Below are 18,939 nucleotides of genomic sequence, written 5' to 3' on the forward strand. Positions count from 1 at the left end.
GTTTTGATTTGCGTGCGGGTCGGCCTGTGCCGGCCCGCAGCTTTTTGGGGATCACCGAACATGAGTCAAGAAAACCCCTTCGACCTTTTCCGCAATTGGCTGGCCGAGGCTGAGAAAACCGAACCGAATGACCCGAACGCGATGGCGCTGGCCACCGTGGGTGCCGATGGCATGCCTTCGGTGCGCATGGTGCTACTCAAGGGCTTTGATGAGCAGGGCTTCGTGTTCTACACCAATCTCTCCAGCCAGAAGGGGCAGGAATTGGCCGCCCACCCCAAGGCCGCGCTGTGTTTTCACTGGAAATCGCTCAAGCGCCAGATTCGCGTCGAGGGGCTGGTGACCCCGGTCAGCGAGGAGGAGGCCGACGCCTACTTCGCCAGCCGTGCGCGCGATTCGCGCATCGGTGCCTGGGCATCCAAGCAATCCCACCCCATGCAAGGGCGCTTTGAGCTGGAACAGCGTGTCGCCCAGTACGCGCTCAAATTCAACATTGGCAAGGTGCCCCGCCCCCCGTTCTGGAGCGGCTTCCGCGTTACGCCGCAGAAGATTGAATTCTGGCGTGACAAGCCCTTCCGCCTGCATGAGCGCAATGTGTTCACGCGCACTGCCGAAGGGGGCTGGGCGACTTCCACCCTCTTCCCGTGAGCAATGCCAATAGAGGATGAATGGGTTCGGCGAACCGGGGTGCTACAATCGCGGATGCTTTGGCGGGCCGGATAGGGCTCGCCCTGAATTTCGCCCATCCATCATAACGTTCTGCGGATGCACATCTTCGCCCTTGGCCTTAATCACCATACTGCGCCCCTGGCGATACGGGAGCGGCTTGCCTTTCCGGCAGGCAGCCTGCAGGCTGCCCTGGCGGATCTGATCCAGCGCGGGCTGGTGGGCGAAGCGGCTTTGCTGTCGACCTGCAACCGCACCGAGCTGTACTGCACCACGCGAGACCCCCAGGCAACCGCCGACTGGCTGGCCGACTACCGCCAGATTCCGCTGCGCGAGATCAGCCCCTACCTGTATACCCACCCGGACCGCAACGCCATCCGCCACATGTTCCGGGTTGCCTGCGGGCTGGATTCGATGGTGCTGGGCGAAGCGCAAATCCTCGGCCAGCTCAAGGATTCGGTGCGTACCGCCGAGCAGGCAGGCGCCCTGGGCAGCGTGCTGCACAAGCTGCTGCAAAAGAGCTTCTCAGTCGCCAAGGAAGTGCGCAGCAGCACCGCGATTGGCGCCAACATCGTCTCAATGGCCGCCGCCGCAGTGCATTTGGCCTCACGCATTTTTGAGCAGATGAGTGACACCAAGGTGCTGTTCGTAGGCGCGGGCGAGATGATCCACCTCTGCGCCCACCACTTCACCGGGGTCTCCCCAGCGCAGATGACCATTGCCAACCGCAGCCTGCACCGTGCGCAGGAGCTGGCAGTAGAGGTCGGCGGCAAGGCCGTGGCCTTGGAGACGCTTGGCGAAATCCTGCCCCAGTTCGATATCGTCGTCTCTTGTACCGCCAGCCCCTTGCCCCTGATCGGGCATGGCATGGCCGAGCGTGCGCTCAAAGCCCGCCGCTGGCGCCCGATGGTGATGGTGGATCTGGCCGTGCCCCGCGATATTGAACCCGAGGTGGCCAAGCTCTCCGACATCTTCCTCTACACCGTGGATGATCTCTCCCAGATCGTCAGCGCGGGCAAAGATTCGCGGCTGGCGGCGGTGGATGAGGCCGAGGGCATCATCCAGACCCAGGTAGATGCTTTTCTGCACTGGTTGCACACCCGCGATCTGGTGCCCACCATCCGCCAACTGCGGGATCATGCCGAAACCCTGCGTCTAGCGGAGCTGGAACGCGCACGTCGCCTGCTCGCCAAGGGGGAAGACCCTCAACGGGTGCTGGAGCATTTGAGCCAAGCACTCACCAACAAGCTGCTGCATGGCCCCACCCATTATCTGAACCAGGCGGAGGACCAGGACTTGGCCCACGCGCAGGAGGTGGTGCGGCAAATGTTCTTGTCCGATTCACGAAACCTTTCCGGGCGGAGCCAGTCCAACCCCGCGAAACCAACCCGTCATTCATGAAACAAAGTATCCGCAACAAGCTCGAACAACTTGCCTTTCGCCGGGAAGAACTCGATGGCGTGCTCGCCAGCGAGGACGCCACGGCGAACATGGACCAGTACCGCAAACTGACGCGGGAGCATGCCGAAATCGGCCCGGTGGTCCAACTCTGGCAGGATTACCTCCGGGCGGAAGCTGATGAGCACACCGCCCGCGAGATGCTGGCCGATGCGGAGATGCGGGAGCTGGCCGCAAGCGAGATTGAAGACGCGCAGGCAGCACAGGTTCGCGTCGAAAACGAGCTACAGGTTGCGTTGCTGCCCAAGGACCCCAACGACGAGCGCAACCTCTTCCTGGAAATCCGCGCCGGCACGGGCGGGGACGAAGCCGCCTTGTTCGCGGGCGACCTGCTGCGGGTCTATACCCGCTACGCCGAACGGCGCGGCTGGCGTGTGGAAATCGCCTCCGCGAGCGAATCCGACCTGGGCGGCTACAAGGAAGTGATCTGCAAGATCATCGGCTCTGGCGCCTATTCGCGCCTCAAGTTTGAGTCCGGCGGGCATCGTGTGCAGCGCGTCCCCGTCACCGAAACACAGGGGCGCATCCACACCTCGGCCTGTACAGTGGCCGTGATGCCCGAGGCCGACGAGGTGGGCGAGGTCGACATCAACCCGGCCGACCTGCGCATCGACACCTTCCGTGCCAGCGGCGCGGGTGGCCAGCACATCAACAAGACCGACTCGGCGGTGCGCATCACCCACATCCCGACCGGCATCGTGGTGGAATGTCAGGACGACCGCTCGCAACACCGTAACAAGGCCCAGGCACTCTCGGTGCTGGCCGCCCGTATCAAAGACGGCCAGTTGCGCGAAGCGCAGGCCAAGGAAGCGGCTACCCGGCGCAGCCTGATCGGCAGCGGCGACCGCTCCGAACGCATCCGGACCTATAACTTTCCGCAGGGCCGGATCACCGACCATCGCATCAACATGACCCTGTACAAGCTGGATGCGGCGATGGACGGCGACATTGATGAACTGATCGATGCTCTAATTGCGGAACACCAGACTGAACTGCTGGCGCAACTGACCGGCGAAGACTGATTGATTACGTAAGGCTACATTCGTTGACCCACAAGGACCTCTTCATGAAGAAAACCCTAAGCCTGGCCGCCGCAGCCCTTCTGATGGCCGTTACCCAAGGTGCTAGCGCTGCTGCCCAGAGCGCCCCGGCTGCATCTGCCTCCGCCCCTGCTGCGGCTGCCAATGGCACCGTTGCCAAGGTCAATGGCGCAGTGATTCCCGCCGCCATGGCTGATGTGCTGATCAAAGAACAGACCGCCCAAGGCGCACCTGCTAACGATCAACTGCGCGCCCAAGTCCGCCAGCACCTGATCCAGCGTGAAGTGCTGCTGCAGGAAGCCCGCAAGAGCGGTACCGACAAAGACCCCGCCGTGCGCCTGCACATGGCCTATGCGGCGGACAACCAACTCGTCGGCGCCTATCTCCAGGCCTGGAGCAAGAAGCATCCGGTCACCGATGTGCAGCTCAAAGCTGAGTACGACAAGCAGGTCAAGCAGATGGGCGACACCGAATACAGCGTGCGCCACATCCTGGTCGACAAGGAAGAAGACGCCAAGGCCCTCATCACCAAGCTGCAAGGTGGCGCCAAGTTTGCCGATCTGGCCAAGGCCTCCTCGAAAGACCCCGGCAGCAAGGAAAACGGCGGCGATCTGGGCTGGGCCCGCCCGGCCACCTATGTGCCGGAATTTGCCAAGGCCGTCAGCTCGCTCGCCAAGGGCAAGTACACCACCACCCCGGTCAAGACCCAATACGGCTACCACGTGATCCTGCTGGAAAACACCCGCAAGGCCAACAACCCGAAGTTCGAGCAGGTCAAGCCGCAAATGCAACAGCAGATGCAGCAACAGGCCATGCAAAAGTACATCGACGAACTGGTCAGCAAGGCCAAGGTCGAGTGAGTCTGCCTGCACTACCCTCCACGCTGGGCGAGGCACTTGACCTCGCCCGTGGGCGCATCGATCGCATCGATGCGCGGGTACTGCTGCGCGAAGCGGCAGGGGTGAACACCACCACCCTTGCCGCCTACCCTGAGCGCAGCTTATCGCTAGACGCCGCCCACCTCTACGTGGATTGGCTCCAGCGCCGCGAGCAAGGTGAGCCCGTCGCCTACCTCACCGGAGAACGCGAATTCTTTGGCCGCCTCTTCCGGGTCAATCCGGCAACGCTGATTCCGCGCCCGGAAACCGAATTGCTGGTCGAACTGGCCATCGCCGCCGTGGAAGACTTCGCCACCCCCAGCCTGCTCGATCTGGGCACCGGCAGCGGCATCATCGCTATCAGCATCGCCCTGGAGCGGCCCGAGGCACAGGTTACCGCCATTGATTTCTCCCCCGGCGCCATCGAAGTCGCCGCCACCAATGCCCTGGCCCAAGGCGCCAAGGTACGCTGCCTGCTGGGCAGCTGGTATCAGCCCGTGGAAGATGAACGCTTCCACTGCATCGTCAGCAATCCGCCCTACATCGCCGAGCACGACCCCCACCTTGCCCAAGGGGACCTGCGCTTCGAACCCATCAGCGCGCTGGCCTCCGGCGCCAACGGCCTGGACGACATCCGCCAGATCATCGCCAAAGCCGGGCAACATCTGCTCCCCGGCGGTTCCCTACTGCTCGAACACGGCTACGACCAAGCCGCCGCCGTCAGGGAACTGCTCGAAGCCCAAGGCTTTGTCGCCGTGCACTCCTGGGAAGACCTTTCTGGCATCGAACGCGTCAGCGGCGGCCGCATGCCCGGCTAAAGCACATCCTGCATATTTATACGTCATTTTTTTGGTGGGGCGGGATCAGGCAACCTGTCTGGCCGTTTTCCCCAAGCGCCCCTACAAAATCAAATAATGCCAAACGATTTCACGCCAACCTGCTGCGGCCAGATATGTGCGGCACCAGCTCAAGCGGATGATACCAACCTTGTGAACAGGTACGCTGACGCTCAAATCCGGGTTGAACACACGGCTTGGCGCCACTGTAGAACATAGCCCCCTTGGGGTCTGCGGATATTTCCGATAAAATCGCTCAGGTATTTATAAGTTACATGCGTCCGGGTGCACGATCATCTGGGCCGACAACCCCAGGAGTTCCATGATGAGTGTTCAAGACCGTATCCGCGAAACCGTTACCAGCAACCCGGTTGTGCTGTTCATGAAAGGCACGCCGACCTTCCCGCAGTGTGGCTTTTCTTCCACCGCCGCGCATATCCTCAAGCTGTGTGGGGTGAGCAAGTACGCTTCGGTCAATGTGCTGGAAGATGATGAGATCCGCCAGGGGATCAAGGAGTACGCCAATTGGCCGACGATCCCCCAGCTCTATATCAAGGGCGAATTTGTGGGCGGCTGTGACATCATTAAGGAGATGTACCAGTCTGGCGAGTTGCAAAAGCTGCTTGAAGGCATCGCAGCCTGAACCAGACGGTGCCGGTAGGCACCTGGAAAAACGGCTCATGAAGAATTTCATGAGCCGTTTTTTGCGTTGGTCGGGCGGGCCTTACTTGGCCTGGGCCACCAGATAGTCGACTGCAGACTTGATTTCTGCGTCTGACAGGGTGGTGCCGCCCCGTGCTGGCATAGCGTTCTTGCCATTGAGCGCGCTGGTGTAGAGCACATCCTTGCCTTGCGCGATACGCGGCCCCCAGGCGGCCTTGTCGCCAATCTTGGGGGAGCCGTTGGCCCCTGTGCCGTGGCAGGCGGAGCAGACCGTCTTGACGATTTCGTCCCCCGTCTTGGGCTTGGCATCTGCCGTACTGGCCGCCGGTGCGCTGGCAGCAAACTCCACCCGCCCCACGGGCTGGATCAGTTCGGCGGTTTTTTCTTCGTCCAGCTTCTCCTTGCCACAGGCGACCAGCGCAAGTGCTGCGCAGGCTGCGGCACAAACCAGGGAGAGGCGCGTATATTTGTTCATGTCAGGCACCTTGGAAATTTTCTCTGCGGAAGCAGCGATTATAACGAGCTATCTGCCCTCGTGCATGGACACCCGCCTTCACGTGCAGTATCATCCAGCTCCCGCAATGTTAAGCGCTATTCTTGCCTTGGAGAAGACAAGCGTGGCGGTTGCGGTAGAATCACTGGCATTATCCCACGCATCCGTAGCTCAGCTGGATAGAGTACTGCCCTCCGAAGGCAGGGGTCGCGCGTTCGAATCGCGCCGGGTGCACCATTTCTTCAGGCTCTGGCCTGCGCCCCTACATTCCCTGGCTTGAAGCGGGGGATGCGGAAGCCCCCTCCCCCTGTTTGTGCATTGCTCCAAGTACTTAAAAGCTGTAACAAAATGGAGTGCAACGGTTCTGGCTAGGCGTGCCGACGCAGACCGTACAGGTAGTACGGCAAGGTAGCGCAACAACGCCAGAACCATTTTGTTACAGCTTCTTACTCGCGGTAGCCCTTTTCGCTGGCACTGTGGATAATCCAGATGAGGTTGCCGCCGGTGAAATTCCCCAGCGATCCCCCTGCAAAAACCAAACGCCCCATGCCTTTGTAGACCATCTCGTAGCGATAGCGGTCGCTGCCGAAGTAGAAGGGAATCCAGGCTTTGCCGGTGACATAGGCGCCGGAATCGGTAGGCTGGCCTGCCAGATCAGTCACCTGCTTCATCGACATGCCAATCTGGAGCTTGGCGAATTTGCTTTTTGGCGCGGGAATGCCGGTGATCTCACCTTCCCAGTCGCCCAGCCCCTTGACCTTGCGCCCGTGGCCAGATTCCACCTTGCTGGCCTCAATCACCTCGCCCTTCTCATTCATGCCGGGTGGGATTTTGCTTTGCGCTGCGGCCGCAGGCTTTGCTTCGGAAGACCCGCTGTTGCTGCCACCCTGGGTGGTGGCACACCCTGCCAGCATCACGCTTGCCGCCAACACGCATGCCAGACTGAGCTTTGACTTTGAGTTCATTTTCGCATCCCCGCTTGTGGACAAGTGCAAGCTTGGATTTTACATGCATAGATGTGACAAGCCTTGTTGGCATCTTGAATTCTTGCCGGCCGTGCAAGGCTCTGCCCTTCTGGCCCAGCCTGCCGGAGCGGTGCCATTTGTCGGCCAGTGCTGAGGCAGCATACGAACGGCAGCGGTAATCTCGGCCCGATTGCGCACAATGACGCCAAAATCAACGGAGATTAGATCATGTGGCAAAAATACGGGGTTATCGGGCTACTGCTGGGGATTCTGGTGGCGTGTGGAGGCGGGGGGAGTGGCGGCAGTGCTGACAGTAGCGCAGCCAGCACCACTGCGTCCAGCTCGGGGACAGGCTCAAGTTCCAGTTCAGGCTCTGGTTCGAGTTCGAGTTCGAGTTCGAGTTCGAGTTCGAGTTCGAGTTCGAGTTCGAGTTCGAGTTCGAGTTCGAGCAGCAGTGGTGGCACGAGTAGCTGCACGGCGACAAGTTTCATGGGCAAAAATCTGCTGCTGGTCGGCGCCCAGATGGAGGACGCCACGGCCAGCGCCGCTCCTTTCGATGTGCGCTACCGCTATCTGGCCGGTGGCATCCGCCCAGCTGGCACATGCAGCACCTCATGTTCTTCCTCTTGCTCAAACTGGTGGGGGTGCTGGCAGGACATGAGCAAGGCCCCTGGTCAATATGTGCTCAGCCATATTCAAAATTCCACCAGCATGACCTGGCAGGGCAGCGCCCGGGCGCAGATTCCGGCCATTACCTATTACGAATTGCTGAATAGTTCCAAACTGGCCGAAGGCACTGCGGAGGTAGCTGCAATCAACGATGCCACCTTCCTCGCCCGCTACCTGGATGACTGGCGCTTCCTGCTCCAGACCATTGGCAACAACAAGGCACTGCTGCATATCGAGCCGGATTTCTGGGGCTATGTGCGAAGCCTCAATAGCGACCCGCACAAGGTGCCCGCCAAGGTGACGACCGCCAACCCCACCGATTGTGCAGGTCAGGAAAACAGTGCCAGTGGCTTTGCAAAATGCATGATCGCCATGACGCGCAAATATGCCCCGAACGCCAGCGTGGGCCTGCACGCCTCGCCCTGGAATTACACCGTCAGCGGTGACGGGGCCGCAATCGGTACATTCCTGACCGCCCTGGGCGCAGGCGATGGCGATTTCGTGGTGACGGACCCCTCTGATCGTGATGCCGGTTACTACGAATCCCTCAATCGCAACACGTGGTGGGACGATACTGCCGCCGCCAACTATCTGGCCTGGAGCAAGACGATCTCCGACACGGTGGGCAAGCCCACGGTGATGTGGCAGATTCCGCTGGGCAACATGGCGCAGAACAACACCACCAACCACTGGAAAGACAACCGTGTGGATTACCTCTTCGCCCACCTGCCCCAGGTGGCCAAGGCGAAGGTGGTGGCTTTGCTGTTTGGCGCCGGGGAAGGCCAGCAAACCACGCCGGAATCGGACGGTGGCAATCTGATTGCCAAGACCCAAAGCAATTGGCAGGCGGGCGGAACCCCGCTGTGCCAATAGACAAACGGGGCCAGTTGGTTATACCCTAATGGCCCCGTTTGTTTATGTGCGATACCTGATTATGCGCCGAACATGATGCGGCCTTCCACCAGGGTATAACGCACCACGCCGGGCAGTTCCAGGCCAAGGAACGGGGTGTTCTTGCCCAGGCTCTTGAGCGCTTCACGGGAGACCTTGAACCAGCCTTCGGGGTCGAACACGCACACATCGGCACGGGCACCGGGGCTCAGATGCCCGCCCTTGGTGATGCCCATGATCGCGGCGGAATCAGCCGTGACACGTGCCAGCGCCTTGAGCAGCGGGAGCTTTTCTTCCTGCGCCCACTTGAGGGTGAGCGGCAGCAGCAGTTCCAGCCCGGTAACGCCGGTTTCGGCTTCGGCAAACGGCATCTGCTTGCCATCGTCATCCACCGGAGTATGGTCTGAGCATACGGCATTGATGCGCCCATCGGCCAGTGCTGCACGCAGCGCTGCGCGATCGCTCTGGCTGCGCAACGGTGGAACCACATGGCATTGCGGGTTGAAGTAGCCGATATCGTGATCGCATAGATGCAGATGATGGGCAGCCACATCACAGGTTACGTCCAGCCCCTTGGCACGCGCACGTTCGATACATTCGATGGCGGCGGCAGAAGAGATACGCGTCAGGTGCAACTTGACGCCGGTCAGCCGGGCCAGACTGAGGTAGGTTTCCAGCGCGACCGTTTCGGCTTCCACCGGAATGCCCGCCAAGCCCATGCGGGAGGCGACTTCGCCATCGTGAGCCACACCACCCTTGGAGAGGAAGGGGTCAATGGGTTGCAGCCAGACGCGGAACCCAAAGGTTGCGGCGTACTGCATGGCGCGCATCAGCACCTGGGTATCCACAATCGGCGTATTGACTTGCGAGAAGGCCACGCAACCGGCTTCCACCAGTTCGGCCATCTCGGTGATGCGCTTGCCTTCGAGCTTGAAGCTCAGCGCGCCAACTGGATAGACGTGGGCACAGTTCATGTTCTTGGCGCGGAAGCACAGCATTTCCACCAGACCCGGTTCATCCAGCACCGGGTCGGTGTCCGGCGGGCAGGCGAGGCTGGTAACGCCACCGGCCATCGCGGCCTGCATTTCGGATTCCAGCGTAGCGCGGTATTCAAAGCCGGGCTCACGCAGGCGGGCGGAGAGGTCCACGAGACCAGGCATCACCACCATGCCTTTGGCATCCACCGTGCGGTCTGCCACAAAACCATCTGGCACATCCCCAACGGCGAGGATCTTGCCCTCGGCAATATACAGGTCACGTTGCGCGTCGATGTGGTTGACCGGGTCAATCAAGCGGCCATTTGCAATCCTGATTTTCATCGTCTGTCTATCCTCACTGGCCCGCCAACATGCTCATCACCGCCATGCGCACGGCGATCCCGAATGTGACCTGCGGCAGGATGACGGCATGCTTGCCGTCGGCCACCGCAGAGTCGATTTCCACGCCCCGGTTCATCGGCCCTGGGTGCAGGACGATGGCATCGGGCTTGGCAAGTTCAAGCTTTTCTTGCGTGAGGCCGTAACACTTGAAGTATTCCTGGCTGGAGGGCAGCAATGCGCCTTGCATACGTTCGTTCTGCAGGCGCAGCATCATCACCACATCCACGCCCTTGAGGCCTTCGCGCATGTCATGATAGACATGCACGCCCATGCGTTCGACATTAGTGGGCAGAAGCGTTTTGGGGGCAATCACGCGGATCTCCGGCACGCCGAGTGTGGCCAGCGCGGCAATCTCGCTGCGGGCTACGCGCGAATGCAGCACGTCACCCACAATCGCCACGGTAAGCTGGGAGAAATCCTTCTTGTAGTGGCGAATGGTGTACATGTCCAGTAGCCCCTGCGTGGGGTGGGCATGGCGGCCATCACCGGCGTTGACCACGCTGATATGCTCACGGCCTGTATTGCGCAGGTGGTCGGCGATCAGGTAGGGCGCACCGCTGGTGGCGTGGCGCACCACAAACATGTCGGCCCCCATCGCGCAGAGATTGTCGATGGTGTCGAGCAGCGTCTCACCCTTGTTGGTGGAGCTGGTGGCCACGTTCAGGTTGATCACATCCGCCGACAGGCGCTTGGCGGCAATCTCAAAAGTAGTGCGGGTGCGCGTACTGTTTTCGAAGAAGACGTTGAACACGCTCTTGCCGCGCAGCAGCGGCAGCTTCTTCACCTCGCGCTCGGCCACTTCGGTAAAAGGCTCGGCAATGTCCAGAATCTGTTTGAGGATGGCCGCAGGCAGGCCGTCCAGGGTGAGCAGATGTTGCAGCTCGCCCTTGCGATTGAGTTGCGGATTATGCATTCTCGACCCCCAGGGAAAAGTGGCCTTGTTCATCACGCGTCAGACGCAGATGCACATCATCGGCGAGCGGTTCTGCCAAGGTATGGGCGCAGAAGCGCGCGGCAATGGGCAACTGCCGCCCGCCACGGTCGACCAGCACTGCCAGATCAACGCGTGCAGGGCGCCCGTAGTCGAACAGCTCGTTCAATGCTGCACGGGTGGTGCGGCCACTGTAGAGCACGTCGTCGACCAAAATCACATCGCGCCCGGCGATATCAACCGGGATGTGCGACTTGCGCGATTTGTGCAGGCCGCGCGAGGCGTAGTCGTCCCTGTAGAACGCAGCATCCAGCGTGCCCAGCGGGGTGGTCACGCCCAGCTTCTGGTGCAGGTACTCAGCCACCCAGGCACCACCGCTGTGGATGCCAATGAAGACAGTATCGGGTTTGAGGTGGGGGCGGATCAGCTCTACGAGCTGATCACGCAGCAGGTTTGCATCGGGCAGATTCATGTGTCAGTACCCATATCGAGAAAACTTTGCAGGATTCGCTGCGCGGCGAGCGCATCGAGATGTTGCTTGCGCTCGCGCCAGCCCATATTAAGCTCGCGCAGCATGGATTCAGCTTCGGCGGAACTGAGACGCTCATCCACCAATGAGACCGGCAGGCCAAAGCGGCCGTTGAGCTGGTTGGCAAAGCGGCGGCAGCGCGCCGTCATCTCCGTCTCGGTTCCATCCAGCGCACAGGGCAAGCCGACCACGAGGCGCTGGGGCGTCCATTCGGCGATCAGCTTGGCGATTTCACCAAAACGCTGGGCATTGGCTTCACCACGGACCACGCTCAAGGGCTGGGCCAGCCCGCTCTCGGTCTCGCCCACGGCCACACCGATGCGTGCGAGGCCGAAATCAAAGCCCATCAGCGTAGCCATGCCTTATGCGTGCCCCGCGATGTTCGATAGATTGGCGAAGTCGATCCCCAGGAGCCGCATGGCGGCCTCGAAGCGCTCTTCGGCAGGCACTTCAAAAATGATGCGCGGGTCGGCAGGCACGCTCAACCAGGCGTTCTGCGCCAACTCATCCTCCAGTTGCCCGGCGCTCCAGCCGGAGTAACCCAGGGAGATCAATAGGTCTTCAGGTTGCCCTTCGGCACTCAGGGCCAGCAGGATGTCCTTGGAACTGGTTAGCGCCACATCACCGCCCACGCGCAGGCTGGATTGCCACTCACCACTCGGGCGGTGGAGCACAAAACCCCGGTCGGTCTGCACCGGGCCGCCGAAATACACCGGACGGGTACCCAGATCAGCCCGCTCAAAGGGGATCTCCACCCGCTCGAACAAGTCCTTGATGGTCAGATCAATGGGGCGGTTGATGATCACCCCCAGCGCACCATCCTCACCATGTTCGGCCACAAAGGCCACCGTGCGGGAAAAATTGGGGTCCGCCATGGCGGGCATGGCAATCAGGAAGTGATTGGTCAGGTTCATATTTTGCACAGGGGTATTTTAAGGCCTTTTTGCCCGCGCAGCAGTGCATACTTCGGTCTGTTTATCTGCGGCGCCACGCCTGTTGCCTGAATAGAGGCTTTCCCCATGATTCCTGCTGCCCTTGTCTGGTTCCGACGCGATCTGCGCAACTTTGACCACGCGGCCCTGCGCCATGCCCTGGCACAGGCCAGGACCGTGTTCTGTGCCTTTGTGCTGGATCGTGAAATCCTTGATGCCCTGCCCTCGCGCTGCGACCGCCGGGTGGAATTCATCCTCGCCAGTCTGGCCGAACTCGATGCAGCCTTACGGGCACAAGGAGGCGGGTTGATCGTGCGCCATGGCGAGGCGCGGGCGGAAATCCCCCGGCTGGCGCAGGAACTGGGCATTGCCACCGTCTATGCCAACCATGACTATGAGCCCCAGGCACGTGCACGCGATGAAGACGTGGCCCGGACGCTGGACAGCACGGGAGTCGGCTTTGTGAGCTTCAAAGACCAGGTGATCTTTGAGCGCTCGGAGATTCTGACCCAGGCCGGGCACCCTTATGCGGTGTTCACGCCTTACAAGAACGCATGGCTGCGGCGCGTGGGCAGCAACGATCTGGCCAGTCTGGACTGCCAGCCCTACACCGGCCAACTGGCCTGCCCCCCACAGGCGCAGGGCGTCCCCACGTTGGCAAATATCGGCTTTACCCCCAGCAACCTAGCCCAGCTGGCGCTGCCAACCGGCATGCAGGGCGGGCAGAAGCTGCTGGAGAGCTTCCTGCCCCATCTGCTGGCGTATCACGAGGCCCGGGATTTTCCCGCCAAACGCGGGGTGTCCTACCTCTCTACGCATCTGCGCTTTGGCACCGTATCGATCCGCCAACTTGCGCGCATCGCGTGGGAGCAGCGTGGCAACCTGGGCGCGGATACCTGGCTCAATGAACTGATCTGGCGTGAGTTTTACATGCAGATCCTGTGGCATCGCCCGGATGTGGTCGAGCACGATTTCCGCCCCGAATACACCGCCTTGCGCTGGGAAAGCGGCCCTGCCACGGATGCCCACTTTGCGGCCTGGTGCGAGGGGCGCACCGGTTATCCGCTGGTGGATGCCGCCATGCGCCAACTGGCACAGACCGGCTATATGCACAACCGGCTGCGCATGCTCACCGCAAGCTTCTTGACCAAGGATCTGGGCATAGACTGGCGGCGGGGGGAGCGCTTTTTTGCCCAGCACCTGAACGACTTTGATCTGGCCGCCAACAATGGGGGCTGGCAATGGTCGGCTTCCACCGGCTGCGACGCGCAGCCGTGGTTCCGTATCTTCAACCCCATCACGCAGTCAAAGAAATTCGACCCCCAGGGCGCCTTCATCCGGCACTATGTGCCGGAACTGGCCCGCCTGCCCGACGCCAGTATCCATGCGCCGTGGCTGACCCCGGCCAATGTGCTGGCAAGCGCCGGTTGTGTGATCGGGCAGAACTATCCGGCCCCGGTTGTGGATCACGCCCAGGCGAGGGCGCAGACCCTGCAACGCTTTGAGCGCCTGCATGGTAACAGTTTGTAATTATTGTCTTCATTCCATGAACTTAGGCGTTAATTGCATTATCTAATCGACGCTTTCTCTACAGGAGATCCACCATGAACAAGAAACTCATCTGCGCACTACTGGCTCTGGGTGCTGTGGCCAGCATGTCAGTACCGGCCCAGGCTGCGGATTTCCAGGATTACGCCCGCGTGTTGCGCGTGACTCCGCGCACTCAACAGGTCAACCAGCCACAAGAGGTTTGCCACAACGAAATCCAGCGTGTCGAACGTCGGGAAGAAAGCCATGCAGGCGCCCTGGTGGGCGGCGTGGCAGGTGCCTTGTTGGGCAGCCGCTTTGGCCGTGGCCAGGGCAGAACGGCTGCAGCCGCTGCAGGCGCGATCACGGGTGCCATTGTGGGCGACAACATTGGCGACAGAAACGAAGGTACCCAGGTGGAAGAGCGCCCGGTGCGCCGCTGCGAGGTGCAGGACAACTGGGTGACCCGCACGGATGGCTACCAGGTCGACTACGAATATCGTGGGCACCAGTATTCCACGGTAACACCGTATGAACCGGGGGACCGCCTGCAAGTGCGCGTCTCGGTCGTTCCGGCACAGTAAGCCAGCTCCCTTCCGGCAAAGCAGTCCATTCGGGGTGCTTTGCTTGGAGCGGACTTGTACCACTGGGCAGCAGCGATCTCGGATACGCGGTCTATTCTCAGGTTGCCAGCATACGGCTGGCAGGCCTTGCAGTCTTACCCTGGCATTGCGGTAGAGGACTGAATCGTCCACTTTGGTGTATTGAGCGCTCCGCATAGCCCCATGTCATGGAATCCCCTGCCCAAACTGATTCGATGTTACTGCCCGACGGCAAGCCCACCATCCTGATTGTGGATGATTCGGCTGGCATCATCGCGCTCCTGCAATCGGTGTTGTCCCCGCAGTACAAGGTGATGGCGGCGTTGGATGCAGAGGTGGGGTTACGACTGGTCAACAGCCCGCCTGTGCCAGACCTGATCCTGCTCGATGTGGTCATGCCGGGCATTGATGGCTTCGAGATGTGTCGCCGCATCAAGCAGTCTGCCCACACCCACGACATCCCGGTGATCTTTCTGACCTCGCGCTCCAGCCCCGAGGACGAGGAGCGGGGCTTTGACATCGGCGCGGTCGACTACATCGCCAAACCCATCAGCATTCCACTGGTACTGGCGCGGATACGCAACCACCTCAAGCTCAAGGCAGTCGCCACTTTTCTGCGCGACAAGAATGCCTTTCTGGAGGCCGAGGTACAACGCCGCACCCGCGACCTGCAAGCCATTCAGGATGTCACCATCATGGTGCTCGCTTCCCTGGCGGAAACGCGGGACGTGGACACTGGCAACCACATCCGCCGCACCCAGCTCTATGTAAAGGCGCTGGCCCAAAAGCTGGCCACCCAGCCCCGCTTTGCGGACCTGCTGGATGAGCACACCATCGAGTTGATCTGCAAATCGGCCCCGCTGCATGATATTGGCAAGGTGGGCATCCCCGACGCAGTATTACGCAAACAGACGCAGTTGCGCCCGGATGAGTTCGAGGTGATGAAAACCCACACCCGCCTGGGGCGCGATGCTATAGAGCACGCGGAACTCAAGCTCGGACACGAAGTCCCTTTCCTGCGCTATGCCAAAGAAATAGCCTTCTGCCATCAGGAAAAATGGGACGGCAGCGGTTATCCACAGGGTCTGAAAGGGGAAGAGATCCCCTTGTGCGCCCGCCTGATGGCGGTGGCCGATGTGTATGATGCACTGATCAGCCACCGGGTCTACAAGGAACCACTCTCCCACGATGAAGCGGTACGCCTGATCGTGGAGGGACGTGACAGCCATTTCGACCCCACCATCGTGGATGCCTTCGTATTGATCGCCGACTCCTTCCGGGCCATTTCCCGTGCCTATGCCGACGACGGCGAGCGAGATTCCGCCAATGCCCTTTCAGAAGCAAGGCTTGTGAGTCGACGCGCCGCCCGGCATACTCTGGCCAATGGCACGCACGATACCAATCCTCCCCCGTGAGGTCGCCCAACTCGGGCACAACCCTCAGCTCACTGCACCACTTCCGCTGGCGCTCTATATCCATTTCCCCTGGTGTGTGCGCAAATGCCCCTATTGCGATTTCAACTCGCACGCCGTCAAGGAAGACGGTATCCCGGAGGCCACGTATGTCCAGGCCCTGCTGGCCGATCTGCAGCATGCGCTCCCCAAGATATGGGGGCGACGCCTGAGTTCCGTCTTCATTGGTGGCGGCACTCCCAGCCTGCTCTCGCCTGAAGGGCTGGATGCCCTGCTGACTGGCGTGCGCAACCTGCTGCCCCCGCTGCCAGGTGCAGAGATCACCCTGGAAGCCAACCCCGGTACCATTGATACCGCACGCTTCGCGGCCTACCGCGCGGCAGGCATCACCCGCGTGTCGATTGGCGTGCAAAGCCTAAATGACGAACACCTGACACGTATCGGGCGCATCCATGGCCGTACCGAAGCACTCCAGGCCATTGAGGCTGCCGCCCGCCATTTTGAGACCTGGAACGTGGACCTGATGTACGCCCTGCCTGACCAGACCTTGGCGCAAGCACGTGAAGACCTGGAAACGGTACTGGGCTTTGCACCTCCGCACCTGTCGTGCTACCACCTCACCTTGGAGCCCAACACCCAGTTCTACCACGAGCCACCGCTTTCGCTGCCCGACGATGACGCCTCGGCCGACATGCAGGACATGATCGAAGCCTGCCTTCACTCCGCCGGATACGAGCATTACGAGACTTCTGCTTTCGCCCGCCCAGGGCACCGCTGCCGCCATAATCTGAACTACTGGCAGTTTGGCGACTATCTAGGCATTGGCGCGGGAGCACACGGCAAACTCTCCGATCACAGTGGCATCCACCGCGAAACCCGTCACCGCCACCCCAAGCTCTATCTGGAAGAGGCGGCCAAGGGCCAGTTTGTGCACACCCAGCAGACCGTGGAAGCGCATGAATTGCCGTTTGAATTCATGATGAATGCCATGCGCCTGCTCGAAGGTGTGCCTGCGAGCCTGTTCCGCGAACGCACCGGGCTGGCCATTGATGTGATCGAACCCCAATTGCTGGCCGCCCGCCAGCGTGGCTTACTCAACGTAGATGGCGGGCAACTGCAACCTACCGAACGTGGCCGCCGTTTCCTGAATGATTTGCTGGAGCTTTTCCTTGCCCACTGAACACCCCGCCTGCCCGGCCACCAGCCGCGATTACCGCCCCACCGATGGCGCCACCCTCTACCCGCTCTGGCTGGCCCGCCAGGATACCCCTGGCATGGACGAGGGCAGCTTTTGCGCAGCACTCGCCAAAGCCTGGGTACGTGTGGCCTGCCTGGCCGATGGCCAAGTCGTGGGCTTTGCCGCCATCGAGATGCCCGGCCAGATCACCCAGTTGATCACGGCCAAGGATTTTGAGCGCCAGGGCATTGCCAGCCTGTTGCTGGAAGATCTCGATTTTCTCGCCGGCGCGATGGGGGCGCGGCACATCAGCGTCAATCCACTGCCCGCAGCAGAAGGCTTCTTCATGCGTCGTGGTTTTGTGGCCAAACCCGGCACAAACCCCAGCCTGCGCATGGAAAAGGCCGTGCCACCCCTCCGATAGATTCTGCATACAGCGAGCATACCGTGGCTTTTATCGCATGCCAGTTCTTCTCTGAAACGCTGGATCTTTCATGCTCCATGCATGTCATCCTACCGCAGGCCCTACGCAAGAATGGTGGCACGCCAGGTCGCCCCCCGAAAGACTACCCCACCCTGTATCTGCTGCACGGTTTGTCGGATGACCATACGATCTGGACACGTCGCACGTCCATCGAACGTTATGTGGAAAACATGAATCTTGCGGTGGTGATGCCTGCGGTGGGGCGCAGCTTCTATACCGATATTCCAAATAACTTGGCATATGGCCGCTTCATTGCCGATGAGCTACCCACCATTGCACGCAGCCTGTTCCCATTGTCCAGCGCCAGGGAAGACAATTTTGTGGCAGGTCTGTCGATGGGCGGCTACGGTGCCTTCAAACTCGCACTGACCTACCCGGAACGCTTCGCCGCAGCGGCCAGCCTGTCTGGCGCAGTCGACATGCTGCACCGGGCCATCGAGGAAGAAGCGGATCCCTCAGGCGAGCTGCGCCATATCTTCGGCCCGGCCAAAGGTATGGCCGCCAAGGGAGATGATCTGTTCACCCTGGCGGACACCTTTGCCGACCGGCTCGATGCCTGCCCGAGACTCTTCCAGTGCTGTGGCACCGAGGATTTCCTCATTGAGGACAATGAACGCTTTGCCGCCCATGCCCAGGCACTCGGGCTGCCGCTGCACTACACCACCAGCCCTGGCATCCATGATTGGGCGTATTGGGACACGGAAATCCGCAAGGTGCTGGGCTGGCTGCCTTTACGCAGGCCGTCTGCAATGTGAAGAGCAGCGCATGAACCCCGATTACGGCCTCGCCGTAAGGTTATGAACAGGTTCTCAGGTACGCGCTTTGCCAAGATGATGGGCCAGGGCATCAAACCAATATTTCTCATCGGGCGCCAAAAGATAGAGGCAGTACAGCCGCAAGGCTTCCCGATCAACGACTTCGCCCGTGTCGAGCAGGCGCTTTTTCTCGTCCTGAATCCTGCAATACCAGCCACGACGTTCCGCCGGAGGGCATTGCAGAAAACGCCCGTAAAGTCCGCGCAACGCATCGAGCGGCTCGCCAAATTGGTCGACCAAACACGCGTCCGACACAAGCGGCCTTATTGAGCGGCCGTGTTCTGAATGTGCGCCACCCGTTTGAAAGTGGAACCCGAACGAGGGAACCACGAAAAGCGATGGCCGCCGATAAAACATGACCCCAACGCCCCCGAGAACTAGACCCAGTGCAATCAGCAGCGAAACATGCGCAATGTCCGACACCCTGGCTCCCAAGATTTGTTAAAAACTGAAAGGTAAAATAAATAAAATCTTCGCAAAGAACAAGGCTTAAATCATTGAATTCACATGCAAACGTTAAATAAGTAACAGAAATAGCCCCTTTTTGGTTTGTTGGCGTCAGCAGCAGGGCCAGTACCCACAGTGTTTATTGCGC

22 protein-coding genes and 1 tRNA gene are annotated in these 18,939 nt (G+C 60.6%); 14 read left to right on the plus strand and 9 right to left on the minus strand.

Annotated features, from left to right (window positions below; translation table 11 throughout):
* The first annotated feature begins 60 nt into the window (after window positions 1–60).
* The 6 genes from pdxH (at window position 61) to grxD (ending at window position 5,518) form a co-directional block, all read left to right on the plus strand.
* Window positions 61–645, plus strand: coding sequence for a pyridoxamine 5'-phosphate oxidase (pdxH, locus tag B145_RS0101555; RefSeq protein ID WP_018604690.1), 585 nt, complete (start codon window positions 61–63; stop codon window positions 643–645).
* 117 nt (window positions 646–762) lie between these two features.
* Window positions 763–2,064, plus strand: a complete 1,302-nt coding sequence (gene hemA, locus B145_RS0101560; protein WP_018604691.1) for a glutamyl-tRNA reductase — start codon at window positions 763–765, stop codon at window positions 2,062–2,064.
* Entirely contained in the window at window positions 2,061–3,143 is a 1,083-nt protein-coding gene (gene prfA / locus B145_RS0101565; protein ID WP_018604692.1) for a peptide chain release factor 1, read from the plus strand. The genes hemA and prfA overlap by 4 nt, the downstream gene beginning before the upstream one ends.
* Before the next feature lie 44 nt (window positions 3,144–3,187).
* Complete coding sequence (locus tag B145_RS0101570; RefSeq protein WP_026258720.1) at window positions 3,188–4,021, plus strand: peptidylprolyl isomerase; 834 nt, start codon at window positions 3,188–3,190, stop codon at window positions 4,019–4,021.
* Window positions 4,018–4,857, plus strand: coding sequence for a peptide chain release factor N(5)-glutamine methyltransferase (prmC, locus tag B145_RS0101575; protein ID WP_018604695.1), 840 nt, complete (start codon window positions 4,018–4,020; stop codon window positions 4,855–4,857). Before B145_RS0101570 ends, prmC begins: the two co-directional genes overlap by 4 nt.
* Window positions 4,858–5,200: 343 nt before the next feature.
* On the plus strand, window positions 5,201–5,518 hold the full coding sequence (grxD, locus tag B145_RS0101585; protein WP_018604698.1) for a Grx4 family monothiol glutaredoxin: 318 nt from the start codon (window positions 5,201–5,203) through the stop codon (window positions 5,516–5,518).
* Window positions 5,519–5,599: 81 nt separating this feature from the next.
* Here grxD and B145_RS0101590 read toward each other — a convergent pair whose 3' ends face one another.
* Entirely contained in the window at window positions 5,600–6,013 is a 414-nt protein-coding gene (locus B145_RS0101590) for a c-type cytochrome (protein ID WP_018604701.1), read from the minus strand.
* A 178-nt stretch (window positions 6,014–6,191) separates the two neighbouring features.
* Here B145_RS0101590 and B145_RS0101595 point away from each other — a divergent pair.
* Window positions 6,192–6,268 (plus strand) — tRNA-Arg (locus B145_RS0101595).
* A gap of 209 nt (window positions 6,269–6,477) precedes the next feature.
* On the opposite strand, the gene B145_RS0101600 is transcribed toward B145_RS0101595, so the two are convergent.
* Both B145_RS0101600 and B145_RS24020 read right to left on the minus strand, forming a co-directional pair.
* Complete coding sequence (locus B145_RS0101600) at window positions 6,478–6,996, minus strand: hypothetical protein (RefSeq protein WP_026258723.1); 519 nt, start codon at window positions 6,994–6,996, stop codon at window positions 6,478–6,480.
* A 221-nt stretch (window positions 6,997–7,217) separates the two neighbouring features.
* Window positions 7,218–7,487, minus strand: coding sequence for a hypothetical protein (locus tag B145_RS24020; RefSeq protein WP_018604707.1), 270 nt, complete (start codon window positions 7,485–7,487; stop codon window positions 7,218–7,220).
* Between B145_RS24020 and B145_RS0101610 the strand changes: the two genes are divergently transcribed.
* Window positions 7,486–8,538 carry a hypothetical protein gene (locus tag B145_RS0101610; RefSeq protein WP_018604708.1) on the plus strand — a complete coding sequence of 351 codons (1,053 nt, stop codon included), beginning with the start codon at window positions 7,486–7,488 and terminating at the stop codon, window positions 8,536–8,538. The two genes, B145_RS24020 and B145_RS0101610, sit on opposite strands and share 2 nt — an antisense overlap.
* Window positions 8,539–8,597: 59 nt before the next feature.
* Here B145_RS0101610 and B145_RS0101615 read toward each other — a convergent pair whose 3' ends face one another.
* Genes B145_RS0101615 through B145_RS0101635 form a run of 5 tightly spaced genes read right to left on the minus strand, consistent with a single transcriptional unit; the run spans window position 8,598 to window position 12,309 of the window.
* Entirely contained in the window at window positions 8,598–9,875 is a 1,278-nt protein-coding gene (locus B145_RS0101615; RefSeq protein ID WP_018604710.1) for a dihydroorotase, read from the minus strand.
* 13 nt (window positions 9,876–9,888) lie between these two features.
* Complete coding sequence (locus B145_RS0101620) at window positions 9,889–10,848, minus strand: aspartate carbamoyltransferase catalytic subunit (RefSeq protein WP_018604713.1); 960 nt, start codon at window positions 10,846–10,848, stop codon at window positions 9,889–9,891.
* Complete coding sequence (gene pyrR, locus B145_RS0101625; RefSeq protein WP_018604714.1) at window positions 10,841–11,338, minus strand: bifunctional pyr operon transcriptional regulator/uracil phosphoribosyltransferase PyrR; 498 nt, start codon at window positions 11,336–11,338, stop codon at window positions 10,841–10,843. Before pyrR ends, B145_RS0101620 begins: the two co-directional genes overlap by 8 nt.
* A complete protein-coding gene (gene ruvX, locus B145_RS24025) occupies window positions 11,335–11,754 on the minus strand; it encodes a Holliday junction resolvase RuvX (RefSeq protein ID WP_051082525.1) in 420 nt (139 codons plus the stop codon). Before ruvX ends, pyrR begins: the two co-directional genes overlap by 4 nt.
* Before the next feature lie 3 nt (window positions 11,755–11,757).
* Window positions 11,758–12,309, minus strand: coding sequence for a YqgE/AlgH family protein (locus tag B145_RS0101635; protein ID WP_018604716.1), 552 nt, complete (start codon window positions 12,307–12,309; stop codon window positions 11,758–11,760).
* A 105-nt stretch (window positions 12,310–12,414) separates the two neighbouring features.
* Here B145_RS0101635 and B145_RS0101640 point away from each other — a divergent pair, with 105 nt between their 5' ends.
* The 6 genes from B145_RS0101640 (at window position 12,415) to B145_RS0101665 (ending at window position 18,284) form a co-directional block, all read left to right on the plus strand.
* Complete coding sequence (locus tag B145_RS0101640; RefSeq protein WP_018604717.1) at window positions 12,415–13,857, plus strand: cryptochrome/photolyase family protein; 1,443 nt, start codon at window positions 12,415–12,417, stop codon at window positions 13,855–13,857.
* 74 nt (window positions 13,858–13,931) lie between these two features.
* A complete protein-coding gene (locus B145_RS0101645) occupies window positions 13,932–14,438 on the plus strand; it encodes a glycine zipper 2TM domain-containing protein (RefSeq protein ID WP_018604718.1) in 507 nt (168 codons plus the stop codon).
* 206 nt (window positions 14,439–14,644) lie between these two features.
* On the plus strand, window positions 14,645–15,871 hold the full coding sequence (locus B145_RS0101650) for an HD-GYP domain-containing protein (RefSeq protein WP_018604719.1): 1,227 nt from the start codon (window positions 14,645–14,647) through the stop codon (window positions 15,869–15,871).
* Window positions 15,840–17,048 carry a radical SAM family heme chaperone HemW gene (gene hemW / locus B145_RS0101655; protein WP_018604720.1) on the plus strand — a complete coding sequence of 403 codons (1,209 nt, stop codon included), beginning with the start codon at window positions 15,840–15,842 and terminating at the stop codon, window positions 17,046–17,048. Before B145_RS0101650 ends, hemW begins: the two co-directional genes overlap by 32 nt.
* A complete protein-coding gene (locus tag B145_RS27140) occupies window positions 17,038–17,469 on the plus strand; it encodes a GNAT family N-acetyltransferase (protein WP_018604721.1) in 432 nt (143 codons plus the stop codon). Before hemW ends, B145_RS27140 begins: the two co-directional genes overlap by 11 nt.
* 23 nt (window positions 17,470–17,492) lie before the next feature.
* A complete protein-coding gene (locus B145_RS0101665) occupies window positions 17,493–18,284 on the plus strand; it encodes an alpha/beta hydrolase (protein ID WP_026258726.1) in 792 nt (263 codons plus the stop codon).
* Between the two features lie 54 nt (window positions 18,285–18,338).
* On the opposite strand, the gene B145_RS28485 is transcribed toward B145_RS0101665, so the two are convergent.
* Window positions 18,339–18,584 (minus strand): hypothetical protein, encoded by a 246-nt coding sequence (locus B145_RS28485; protein WP_157288221.1) that lies wholly within the window; start codon window positions 18,582–18,584, stop codon window positions 18,339–18,341.
* Window positions 18,585–18,939: the final 355 nt, after the last annotated feature.

Origin of the sequence: Uliginosibacterium gangwonense DSM 18521 (genome assembly GCF_000373965.1) — a bacterium.
In the GTDB taxonomy this organism is placed as follows: Bacteria; Pseudomonadota; Gammaproteobacteria; order Burkholderiales; family Rhodocyclaceae; genus Uliginosibacterium; species Uliginosibacterium gangwonense.